At 28.5% G+C, this 11,891-nt stretch carries 15 protein-coding genes; all 15 read left to right on the forward strand.

Going from position 1 to position 11,891, the window contains the following annotated elements; all coding sequences use genetic code 11:
* Nucleotides 1–351: 351 nt before the first annotated feature.
* The 15 genes from H9W90_RS09910 to H9W90_RS09980 all read left to right on the forward strand — a co-directional run bounded on the left by H9W90_RS09910 (nt 352) and on the right by H9W90_RS09980 (nt 11,860).
* On the forward strand, nt 352–1,509 hold the full coding sequence (locus H9W90_RS09910) for a tyrosine-type recombinase/integrase (protein WP_187481443.1): 1,158 nt from the start codon (nt 352–354) through the stop codon (nt 1,507–1,509).
* 66 nt (nt 1,510–1,575) lie between these two features.
* The gene (locus tag H9W90_RS09915; protein WP_187481444.1) at nt 1,576–2,703 is read left to right on the forward strand and encodes an AbiH family protein; all 1,128 of its coding nucleotides are present in this window, start codon (nt 1,576–1,578) and stop codon (nt 2,701–2,703) included.
* 332 nt (nt 2,704–3,035) lie between these two features.
* Nucleotides 3,036–3,284 (forward strand): DUF8108 domain-containing protein, encoded by a 249-nt coding sequence (locus H9W90_RS09920; RefSeq protein ID WP_187481445.1) that lies wholly within the window; start codon nt 3,036–3,038, stop codon nt 3,282–3,284.
* Nucleotides 3,285–3,557: 273 nt separating this feature from the next.
* Nucleotides 3,558–4,409 carry a sialate O-acetylesterase gene (locus tag H9W90_RS09925; RefSeq protein ID WP_187481446.1) on the forward strand — a complete coding sequence of 284 codons (852 nt, stop codon included), beginning with the start codon at nt 3,558–3,560 and terminating at the stop codon, nt 4,407–4,409.
* 114 nt (nt 4,410–4,523) lie between these two features.
* Nucleotides 4,524–4,976, forward strand: a complete 453-nt coding sequence (locus H9W90_RS09930) for a hypothetical protein (protein ID WP_187481447.1) — start codon at nt 4,524–4,526, stop codon at nt 4,974–4,976.
* A 15-nt stretch (nt 4,977–4,991) separates the two neighbouring features.
* Nucleotides 4,992–5,342, forward strand: a complete 351-nt coding sequence (locus H9W90_RS09935) for a hypothetical protein (RefSeq protein WP_187481448.1) — start codon at nt 4,992–4,994, stop codon at nt 5,340–5,342.
* A 181-nt stretch (nt 5,343–5,523) separates the two neighbouring features.
* Nucleotides 5,524–6,402 carry a hypothetical protein gene (locus H9W90_RS09940; RefSeq protein WP_187481449.1) on the forward strand — a complete coding sequence of 293 codons (879 nt, stop codon included), beginning with the start codon at nt 5,524–5,526 and terminating at the stop codon, nt 6,400–6,402.
* A gap of 293 nt (nt 6,403–6,695) precedes the next feature.
* Complete coding sequence (locus H9W90_RS09945; protein WP_187481450.1) at nt 6,696–7,070, forward strand: ArsR/SmtB family transcription factor; 375 nt, start codon at nt 6,696–6,698, stop codon at nt 7,068–7,070.
* The gene (gene merTP / locus H9W90_RS09950; protein ID WP_187481451.1) at nt 7,067–7,666 is read left to right on the forward strand and encodes a mercuric transport protein MerTP; all 600 of its coding nucleotides are present in this window, start codon (nt 7,067–7,069) and stop codon (nt 7,664–7,666) included. Before H9W90_RS09945 ends, merTP begins: the two co-directional genes overlap by 4 nt.
* Entirely contained in the window at nt 7,666–7,872 is a 207-nt protein-coding gene (locus H9W90_RS09955) for a GDCCVxC domain-containing (seleno)protein (protein ID WP_084677408.1), read from the forward strand. Before merTP ends, H9W90_RS09955 begins: the two co-directional genes overlap by 1 nt.
* Nucleotides 7,873–8,162: 290 nt before the next feature.
* Nucleotides 8,163–8,765 (forward strand): hypothetical protein, encoded by a 603-nt coding sequence (locus H9W90_RS09960; RefSeq protein ID WP_187481452.1) that lies wholly within the window; start codon nt 8,163–8,165, stop codon nt 8,763–8,765.
* 167 nt (nt 8,766–8,932) lie between these two features.
* Nucleotides 8,933–9,412: a GyrI-like domain-containing protein gene (locus H9W90_RS09965; RefSeq protein ID WP_187481453.1), complete on the forward strand. Its 480-nt coding sequence runs from the start codon at nt 8,933–8,935 to the stop codon at nt 9,410–9,412.
* Between the two features lie 71 nt (nt 9,413–9,483).
* Nucleotides 9,484–9,684, forward strand: a complete 201-nt coding sequence (locus H9W90_RS15520; protein ID WP_367890060.1) for a DUF3781 domain-containing protein — start codon at nt 9,484–9,486, stop codon at nt 9,682–9,684.
* 174 nt (nt 9,685–9,858) lie between these two features.
* A complete protein-coding gene (locus H9W90_RS09975) occupies nt 9,859–10,905 on the forward strand; it encodes a type I restriction enzyme HsdR N-terminal domain-containing protein (RefSeq protein WP_187481455.1) in 1,047 nt (348 codons plus the stop codon).
* 154 nt (nt 10,906–11,059) lie between these two features.
* Nucleotides 11,060–11,860: an abortive infection family protein gene (locus tag H9W90_RS09980; RefSeq protein WP_187481456.1), complete on the forward strand. Its 801-nt coding sequence runs from the start codon at nt 11,060–11,062 to the stop codon at nt 11,858–11,860.
* Nucleotides 11,861–11,891: the final 31 nt, after the last annotated feature.

Here is an 11,891-nt window from a genome sequence, read left to right on the forward strand (position 1 = left end):
ATTTTTAATAAAATCTTTTAACTAAATTTCAGTTAAAAAATCATAAGGAAAACTTCAAATTTCAGGAGTTATAACATACTCTACTCTTATCTCTAGAGTTTTACTCATAAAGTATAACCTATAATTTATGTTGAAATATGAAAATTGAAGACATAAAAAAGCTAAAAAGTTACCTCGCATTAAATAAATATAATTTTACTTTTTTTCAAAAAATAATTTGATGATGAAACATTCTGCATCTAATTATTTATTATCAGTACTTCGCTTAAAAAACACTCTTTAAAAATATTTTGATACCAAAAAACAAATAATTAATTCTTTTTTATTAAATTTAAGAGCTATACAAAAAGAATGAATAATCTACCTACTATTGTTTTAGAACAAAAAGTCCATCGAAAAATACCTCAACTATTATTAAAGTTTAAGTATAACGACTTATTAAAAGATACTTTAAAAAAAATTAAAGGTTCTAAATGGAGCATAACTTTAAGAGCGTGGTATATTGAAGATACAAGTCAAAATTTAGAATTAGTCCATAAATATTTTGATAGGATAGCCATTATAGATGATAGTAAAATATCTAAAAAAACACTTTTTAAACGGAACCTTACTGAAGATGAAAAAGTACTACTTAACCAATATTACTCTTACCTAAAAGGTAAAAGATATAGTTTAAGCACAATACAAACCTACACATTCTTTGTAGCTGATTTTATTAATTTTCACACTAAAACCCCTTTAAACGAATTAAACAACAGAAGTGTAGAGCTGTTTATAGAAAAAGTATTCATTGAACGTAAATATTCTGTAAGCTCCCAAAGGCAGTTCATTAGTGGATTGAAATTATTTATAGCATTCTATCCACACACACAAATTAATGATTTAGTTTTAGAAAGACCTAAAAAATCAAGAAAACTACCAAATGTACTCTCACAGGAAGAAGTTTTAGACATTATAAGATCTACACAAAACTTAAAACACAGAGCTATTCTTGCATTAATTTATTCTTGTGGATTAAGAATAAGTGAATTGATAAATTTAGAGTTAATAGATTTTCACATAGATAGAAAACAACTAATTGTTAAAGATAGTAAAGGCCGAAAAGATAGATATGTAAGTTTAGCTGAAAGTTTTCTACCGCTACTATCCAATTATTATTATTCTTACAAACCGAAAAAATTTTTCGTTGAAGGGCAAAAAGGTGGAAAATATAGTGCTGAAAGTGTTAGACAATTTTTAAAAAAGAGTTGTTTAAAAGCGAATATAAAAAAGCCAGTAACACCACATACATTAAGACATAGTTACGCAACTCATTTATTAGAAAACGGAGTAGACATAAGATACATACAATCTCTACTAGGACATTCAAAACCAGAGACTACTATGATTTACACACACGTAAAAAGAAAGGATTTATTAGAAATTCAAAATCCGTTAGATTTAGCTTTACAGAAATTAAAAAACACGGATAATAATAACGAAAAACTTGGTTTATCCCCTAAAATATAATTATTATACAATATATTTGATTACATATAACCAGTTCTACGCAATTAAACAAAATCTTAACCTAAAATGAAAACTGTAGTAAAAAGCACTAACATCATATTATTGATTGGAAATGGATTTGATTTATCTCACAACTTAAAGACAGGCTATAATGATTTTGCTACTTGGCTTATTGAAAAAATTGAAAAAGAAATCAAAACTTTTATAACGACAAAAGAAGCTACAACTTTTTTGAAAGACATTTTTTTTGATTTTATAAATAGAGAACAATATCGGTATGTTATTTTTCAGCCGGATGAGATTGATAATGTTGTTAGACGATATTTTAATAATTACACAAACGACTCTTTAAACGAGCTACTAACTAATAATTCAGATAAAATCCAAACTATTATATCTAATACATTTTTGGGTAAATTATATAATAATCAATATACAAACTGGTTTGATATAGAAAATGCTTATTTCCAAGAACTAATTAGATTAAAAATTCTATATAAATCCGATTCTAAATACATAAACCAAGTAAAAAGACTCAATAAAGAATTAATAGAAATCAAAAATTACCTAAAAGAATATTTAAATACTATTTTACTAAAGCATAATCCGAAAATAAATGAATTCTTTAATAATATAAAAGTATATGATAATTTAGATTTTAATATATTCATTATAAACTTTAATTATACCAAAACCATTGGAAATTACTTCTCGGAATTCAGTAATGGAATAACTAATCTCAAAAGCGTAAATATTAATTATATCCACGGTAATTTGACACAAGACAATATCGTTTTTGGATATGGTAACGATAAACATAAGGAATATCAAGAAATAAAGGATTTAGAAGCAAATGAGTTTTTGGAAAATTTTAAAACTTTTGCGTATTTAAAAAATAATAATTATAATAGAATTTATAGTGATATTTTAGATAATAATAGTATAGATGATTATGAAGTTCTTGTTTTAGGGCATTCTTTAGGTACAACTGACAAAACTTTATTAGAAGAAGTATTTAATAATGAGAAATGTAAAAAAATTCGTTTATTTAAAAGGTCGGACCTAAATGAAAATGAAGATAAAGTCAAAAAATCATTTGATAACTTGGTTTTTTCAGCGAGTAGAATACTTCGAAATGAGAAAGATTTACGCAAAAAAATATTGAATTATGAAGATAGTGATTTTTTCCCTTGACAATTGAACTTGACAGAATAAATAACTGCGTAGAACACCGTATATAATTTATTGCTGGCTTCTTGCTTACTTGCGAAAGTCCTCGCGGACTTTCTTGGTCGGTAATTATTTACTAAATTAGGTGCTTGAAACACGCAACAAACCATATACAAACACGTTGGCATTCATTGAGCAGAACACTAAAAATGAAAATAATTATTAAAAATTGAAATTTGAAATATATAATTATGTGATTAAGTCACTAAAATTGTAACTTTGTAGATTAAAATTTAGTCGGAATTATCTGAAAAAGGACTTTAAAAAGGAGTAGGAATAACTAAACCATTAAAAATATGGAAGAGAATAAACAAATAGATGAAAAAAAGTTGGCAAGAGATGAAGCCTACAAAGATGTAAAAATGTACATCGCAAATGATTGGAAATTAAAAGAAGAAACACCTGAATATTTTCTTTTAACAAGAAATAATGGTTCTACAACTGGACATCTATTAATTGCCTTTTTTACACTTTGGTGGACTTTGGGAATTGGAAATTTAATTTACTATTTTGCTAAAAAAGAAAAGAAAAAAATATTGAAGTAAAATTATTTTAAAAGCTAAATTCTAATTCATTATCTGGAATTTAGCTTTTGTAATTATATTAAATTTTCAAAAAAAATCGACTAAAGACTGAATAATTTTAGCTCGAAAAACAACGAAATGCCAACACAGTATATAATTTATTGCTGGCTTCTCGCCTACTTACGAAAGTCCTCGCGGACTTTCTTTGTCCGTAATTATTTACTAAATTAGTTGCTTGAAACACGCAACAAACCATATACAACAACGTTGTGTGTAATTTATTAGAACGAAGAAATGAAAATTAGAAAAAAAATACTTTTAGTGCTTTTATTGGGACTCTTTTTTATAGGAGGTGCAATAGTTCAAAAGAAATATGGCTTAGGAAACTTAATCAAAATTTTAAATCCTAAATATAAGTCTGAAACCAAAAAGGAAGTTTTGAATGAAAACCATCGTGGCAAAATGTCTATTTATCTCCTAGCAGGTCAATCAAATATGGAAGGTGATGGAGAAGAAAAAATCGAAAGTTTGAATGATGGTAAAATATATGTATTTAATAAAGACTATAAATGGGAATTTGGTAGAGAGCCTGTAAGAAAAAAAGTTGGACCGAGTATGGCTATGGCAAAAGTAATAAGTCAAAATTCAAGTAATCCAATTGGTGTAATTAATGTTGCTGTAGGAGGAACAAATATCGCTCAATGGCAAAAAAGTTTTTCTGATAATTCTCTTTACCTAAGATTATTAAAAAGGGCTTTAGCCTCGCAAACCCAAGGTGAAATAAAGGGACTATTTTTTTTACAAGGCGAAAATGATGCTGAAGGAGATAGTACGGACCATTATGACGATTGGCACATTCAATTTGAAAAATTCATAACTAATATTAGAGAAGATTTGAAAGATAGTTCACTTCCCGTGGTTTATGGACAAATAGGAAAGGGTGATGGAAAGTATTGGTTGAAAGTTAAAAAAAGTCAAGAAAAAGTTTCTTTACCTAATGTGGTGATGATAAAAACTGATGACATTGACTATAAAGCTGGAATAATACATTATAACTCTGAAGCATATATTCAAATTGGAGAACGTTTTGGAAAAAAATATGTCGATGAGTTTGCAACTACACACAACAATGTATATAAAAAATAGGCGAAGTAGTGCTGAAATCAATAGTGTTGACTTGTTTCTGACTCAGTGAAGAATCGAAAATACAGTACATCAAAATCGCCTAATTTTCATATACAAAAACGTTGGCAATAATTTATGAAAGACACAATCCTTTTAGACAAATACCTGCTTTTATGGAAAGAAAGGAATGAAAATGTCATTGTTGCCGAGTTACGACATTATATAAAAAATGAATTTGGAGGGACTTTAGAAACACCTATTGGAAACTTGATTTGTTATAAAGAACACAAACCTATATTTTGGAGAATTAAAATTGTTTTGAGAGAAGACATTAAATATAGTCAAACCCAAAATCGAATTTTTGTAATTACAAAATCTGCTTATAAACGTAAACTCAATTACTATTTAGAGAAACTGAAAGATTTTGTCAACCCAAGATTTAGAGCAGAAAAAGAACTTGACAATGAAATCAAAAAATTCCTGTTGGATAATAATTTGATTTCTGAACCTTTTTCAATTTCTCGTTCAATCGAAAAAACTGAAAATTTTGAATTTATTGGAGAAATAGAAGAATTCGATTATACTTAAAAACTAATTTAATAAATGAATAATCTGACCTTTGACAAACTATTTGACCTAATCGAAGAAAATCGATTTGTAAACGAGTCGGACAAAAAGATTGCCGAAAAGATACTCGAAGCGGAAAATGATTGGGGAGATTGGAAAACTTCAGTAAATAATTTAAATGAATTTATTATTGTATTGGAAAGAGAAGTTGGAGGAACTGTTAACAAAACAAGTCTGAACAAACTCTTGAAAAAATATAATCGGAATATTACTCAAAACATGTGGGAAGCGGAAACGGTTTGTTCTTTATTAGAAATTTTTGAGCTAACCAAAGAGACTGAATTGAGAAAAATATTTAATGAATTGACTGAAAAAGTAAAAACATAATAAAAAAACTATTGCCAACACCGTGTAAAATTAATTGCTGGTTTTAGCCAATTTACGAAAGTCCTCGCGGACTTTCTATCTGTGATTTATTTGCTAACTTTAGTGCTTAAAACACGCAACTAATCTTACACAAACACGTTGCCATTAATTTACAAACCGAACATTTCACATTGAATATTTTATGATAGAAAGAATTAGAAATAAATTAGATAAAATCGAAAAATGGGAGGTTTTAGGCTTTATATTTAACATTTTAATATTTTTAGTTGGATTCGGAATTGGAGGTATTTATTTGATTGCGAATGGTTTTGATGAATCAAATTATATATCAATAATTTTAGGTATTATAATATCCTCAATAGGCTTTGGCTTTATTTTTAATGTATATTTCAGTAATATAAAATGGTTGAATTTCTTTATTTATATACCAGCAATTATAATTGGAATAATTGCAATTACATCTGTAGTTGGAATTGCAATTATTCCTTTTTCATCTAAAGTAGACTTAAAAATAGATTTAGGAATATTAATATTAAAAGACAGTTTTGTCCGATTTGCTTTAATCATATTAGATTTTTTCTTAGCATTTAAGTTATTTACATATGCAAAAAACAGAATAAGAGAGCGTAAACGAATAAAACTACTTGAAGTTGATAAAAAAACCGAAAACAAAAAAATGAATAAATCAGATTTAGAAATTCAAAAAAAACTTGTAGAAATATTCATGAATTTAGAAAAAGAAATTGAGTTAAATAATTCTGAAACAAATAAATTGGGTTGGCAACAAAGAAATGAATTAATTACACACGTAAATTCAGAATACGATAACCACAATAATCTTAATTCAAAAAGAAACGAATGGGATGATTCTGTAAAAAAAGGAAATGTTCTAAAGTGGGTTTATGACCTTTTCAAAGAAAGGAGAGATTTATATGGCTATTTTGAAAATTACAAAGAAATTGAATTGAATTTAGAAAATCTAAAAACTGAAGCAATTCAAAAAGAGAAATATAAAATTGCTAACTATATAAATGAATGGATAATTGAACTTCCGAAATAAAAACTAATGGCAACACCGTATATAATTTATTGCTAGTTCTAGCCTACTTACGAAAATCCTCGCGGATTTTCTATTCGGTTTTTATTTGCTAAATTAGGTGCTTAAAACACGCAACAAACCATATACAAACACGTTACCCACAAGCTGAAAACCAACCGCATATTTTAGCACTTTCGGTTTTTTCCGACACACACATCCAACGCTCAAAAAACCAAAAGAGCTAAAATTTCCCAACGCTTGAAATTATGTATTTAAGTATTTGCTTAAATAAGAAATAACCGTAACTTTGTTTTATGGAAAATAATTCTTGCATAAGACAACAAGCCGATATTGAACAAATAAATCGTTGCAAAGACACAGTTTCGGAATTAAGCGAATCGTTCGACTATTTGGCGAACGGACTTTCATTAGTCGGAAATAGCGTTCGACTGAAAATACTTTACCTACTCTTTGAGGAAAAAAGACTTTGCGTTTGTGATTTAAGCGATATTCTCGGAATGAACATTTCTGCTATTTCTCAACATTTGAGGAAAATGAAAGACCGAAATTTAATAGAAACGGAAAGAGAAGCTCAAACCATTTTTTACTCATTGACAGCGGAATACGAAAAAATGTTAAATCCGTTTTTTGAGATACTTGATGATAACAAAATTTTAGAATCAATATGAAAAGTGAAAACAAATTAATTGGTGCAGGTTTATTAACCGCAATTACAGCTTCATTATGTTGTATTACACCTGTTTTGGCTCTAATCGCAGGAACAAGCGGAATTGCTTCAACATTTTCTTGGATAGAACCTTTTAGACCATATTTAATCGGACTTACAATTTTAGTTCTTGGTTTTGCTTGGTATCAAAAACTAAAACCTCAAAAAGAAATCGACTGTGATTGTGAGATGGACGAAAAACCAAAATTTATTCAATCAAAAAAGTTTTTAGGAATTGTAACCGTATTTGCAATTGTGATGTTGGCTTTCCCATACTATTCAGGAATTTTTTACCCAAATACAGAAAAGCAAGTTATCGTAGTCGACAAATCGGACATTAAAACAACGGAATTTAAAATCAATGGAATGACCTGTGCGAGTTGCGAAGAGCACGTAAATCACGAAGTAAACAAACTCAACGGAATTGTAAACTCAAAAGCGTCTTACGAAAATGGAAATGCAATCGTTGAATTTGACAAAACCAAAACCAATGAAACGGAAATTGAGAAAGCAATTAATTCAACAGGCTATAAAGTAACCGACAAAAAAGAAAATTAATGGAAACTATATTAAAATCTGAAATCACTTGTCCAAACTGCGGACATAAAAAAGTAGAAGATATGCCAACAAACGCTTGTCAATTTTTCTACGAATGTGAGAATTGCAAAACGGTTTTGAAACCTAAAGAGGGGGATTGTTGTGTTTATTGTTCTTATGGTACAGTAGCTTGTCCACCAATTCAAGAAAATAAAAGTTGTTGTTAAAAAGCCAACGCTAAAAGCCATACACATTTGTAATTCGCATCAGCCGACACACAAGCCAAAAATTACAAAAGAGTATGTCTTTGCCAACGCTGAAAACCAAGCTGAACGGAATAAAGCCAGTGGGTAACAACGTATATAAAAAATAGCGGTTTAGGTGCTAACCTGAACCGTTTTTGCATTTAATTAAGTATCTTGCTTTCCGAAAATTTAGTGCTTAAAATCCGCTACTTTTCATATACAAGACCGTTGTGTGTAAGCGGAAAAAAATGTTAAGAATTAAAAATTGAACTATGAGAAATTTACGAAAAACGATTATTCTATCATTTCTGATTATTTTAATGTTTGGATTTAATTCTTGCAAAAGAAATTCATCAAATGAATGGATTAAAGCTGGAGATAAACCAGATAGTTATATAATAAGTTTTGATAATTCAATTTTCCAAAACGGAGAAAAAAGTTCTTATATTGAATCTATAGAGCCTGAAATTAATGGTTTTGGCACTTTAATGCAAACTTGTAATGCAAAAGAATATCTTGGAAAAAAAGTTAAAATGAGTGGATTTATTAAAACTGAGAATATTTCCGATTGGGTTGGAATGTGGTTAAGAATTGACCCAATAAAATCTCCATCATCCGAATATTTTGACAATATGAGAGATAAACAGATTAAAGGAACTACAAATTGGACGAAATACGAGATTATTTTAGATATTCCGACAAATAGTAACTCTATGAATTTTGGAGTACTAATTTACGGAACAGGAAAAGTCTGGTTTGATAATTTGAGTTTTGAGATTGTTGGAAAATCAACGGAGAAATTTAATGATTCTTTAAATATTGGGATTTCAAATAAACTTTTACCTAAACCGACAAATCTCGATTTTGAAGAATAAAGCCTACACACAACACCTCATAAAATTTATGCTTAAATTTGAACTAGTACGAACCGACAAACATTTTAACAAACCGATTTGCAACCACCGAAAAATCTTTGATTTTCCAGTCGCACAAATCTTATAAAAACTCGTTAGCGGTCATTGAAAAAAACATCCGTCAATAAATGAAAATTATAGAACAAAACATAAAAGTTTGCGGACTTGTTACCGAATTGACAAAGTCTCAATCTGAAAATTTTGGAATAATACAAAATCATTGGTCTGAATTTAATACGGAATTGAAAAGAAAAAAATTAAATCAAAATGGTGGGAATTGGACAAAATATGGAATAACATTCAAAACGAACAAAAAATATTTCTATTTGACTGCTATTCCTGTAGGCAATTTAACTATTCCAGATAATTTTAAACATTTAGAAATTCCAAAAGGAGAATACGAGGTGTATTCACATAAAGGAAAAATGGAAGATATTAAAAACACTTTTTTTGAGATTTATAAAGTTATTTTGCCCAAGTCAAATCTGAAAATTGAAGACCAAGCAAAAACAGGATTTATACATTTTGAAAAGTATGATTATCGGTTTAAATGGAATAAACCAAATTCGCTAATTGACATTTATTTACCAATAAAAACGAACAATTGAACAATTACAAGAAAGAAATATTAAACAAGATTTGTTACACAGAACTTGTTTACGGCAGAATAAACAAAAAATTGAATTTAGAACTTTCTAAAGACCGAATTGAAAAGTTGATTTCTGAAATTCTCTCTAAAACTGACGAATCTGAATTTCAGAAAAAGGGAAAGAATATTTATATAACAAACAACGAAAGAAATATAAGACTAACAATTAATTCCTTTACGAATAGAATAATTACTGCGGACAAACTGAAAGAAAAAACAACGAACCGCTAACACCGTATAAAATTAATTGCTGGTTCCAGCCTACTTACGAAAGTCCTCGCGGACTTTCTATCTGTGTTTTATTTGCTAAATTTAGTGCTTAAAACACGCAACTAATCTTATACAACAACGTTGTAGTGCATTAGGGAAAAATGAAAAATCGTACTTAAAAAAGAGAAAATCAATATGGAAAAATGGAATGAACTATGTTACATATTATCTGAAAACTTGCCAACAAACACGAGCGAACAGTTATTTGAATTAAAAGTAGTTCAAGCATTTGAAAAATTAGGATGGAGCGAATTTAATAATGAAATTGCCGTACGAGAAAGTATTCAATTAGGAGCTTCAAATAGAATAAGTCCAGATTTAATTTTAAGATCAAAAGAGAAAGGAAATCTTTTCATTGTAGAAGTTAAAAAACCTTCTCTCGAAATTGACAATTCTACTTTCAAAGGACAGCTATCATCTTATATGGGAATTACAAGAGTTGAATTAGGTATTCTAATTGGTAATAAAATTCAATTGTTTTTAGATGGTAAATTTTTCAATAAAAATAGCATCGTTTTAATCGATGAAATTGAATTTAATAGAGATAGTGAAAAAGGTTTAAAATTTGTACAATTATTTAGTAAAGAGAATTATAACAAAGAAAATATTGAAAATCACGCTCAAGAAAAAATTCAACAATTAAAAGAAATAGAGGATTTTAAAAAATTAAAAACCAAAATACTATCTGAAAATTATAGCGGAAAAATAATTGATTATTTAAAAACTGAACTTCAAGATGAATTCGATGAAAAAATAATAGATAATGTTTTTAAAGTATTAGAAGTAAAAATTGAGAGTAAGAACAAAATAGTTCCGATAGAAAATTACGAAAAACCGAGAACGAAAAAATATAGAACTTTTGAGAATTTTAATGAACCGACTGGAAAACTACCAATTGGAAAATATGTCCGAAAAACATTCAATGATTTAGTTAATAACAACTTAATAGACAGAAATGAAATTGAAAGATTACAAAGAGGCGATTATTCAAAATTGACCTTTGATATTCAATTCCCATTTTTGGCAAAAGAAAATTCGCCATATTACGAGAGAATAAGATATTGGAAAAATCCTTATCAAATAAACGGAGAAATTTATTTTGTCTGTTCACAATGGTATGAAGTTCCAGCAAATAATGATAGACCATATTACGAAGAATGGTTAAAGAAAATGAAAAAATAACGCACTACAACACCGTGTAAAAAAAATTGCTGGTAAAAGCTTACTTACGAAAATCCTCTCGGATTTTCTTCGTTTGTGTTTTATTTACTAAATTCACTGCTTAAACCACGCAACTTTCTTTACACAAACACGTTGTACTGCATTTGACCAAACTATGAAAATAACAGAAAAAACAATCAGATTTTTAGGTAGAGCGTTATGTGGAGATACAGGATTAGTGCCTTATAAAAGTGGACCTCAATTAGTTGATTTTTTTGTTAATTACGGAGCGGACGACCAATATGGAGAAGGTTTTCCTTCAAGATGGAAATATACAGAAGAAAAGATTCGAGAATATAACGGAACAAAATTTTTGAAATCAATAATTGAAGACTCTGTTGACCCAAGAGATTTTATGGAGTCAAATATTGACATCAATGAAACCATAAAAACATTTAATGAACTTTTAAATTTTGATGGTTATGAGTTGAAAAAAGTTGGAGCGTTTTACAAAATAGCAGACTCAAAAGGAATATTAGTAGAACCTGAAACCGTAACTGGAATTAATCACGATTTTATCCAAGAACAAATTAAAAAATGTAACGAAAAAATTGAACAAGGCGATTTCAATGGAGCGATTACGAATGCGAGAAGTCTTGCTGAAGCTGTTATGATTGAAATCATCGAAAAACACGAAGGAAAAGAAATCAAAAATGACGGAAAAATAGAAAATCTTTATAAGCAAGTAAAGAAAATTCTAAATTTGACTATTGACCCGAAAACAATGCCACAAACAGTTTTACAAATTCTTTCGGGATTAGATTCAATTGTTGGTGGGCTTGCTGGTTTAAGCAATAATTCTGGAGATAGACACGCTAATAAATTTAACACTAAAAAACATCACGCTAGATTGGCTGTTAATTCAACAATGACTTTAGTTGATTTTTTATTAGAAAGTAAAGAATATCAAAAATAAAAAACGCAGTACAACAATGGCTATAATTAAT

It is taken from the genome of Polaribacter pectinis (assembly GCF_014352875.1).
GTDB classification, from domain to species: Bacteria; Bacteroidota; Bacteroidia; order Flavobacteriales; family Flavobacteriaceae; genus Polaribacter; species Polaribacter pectinis.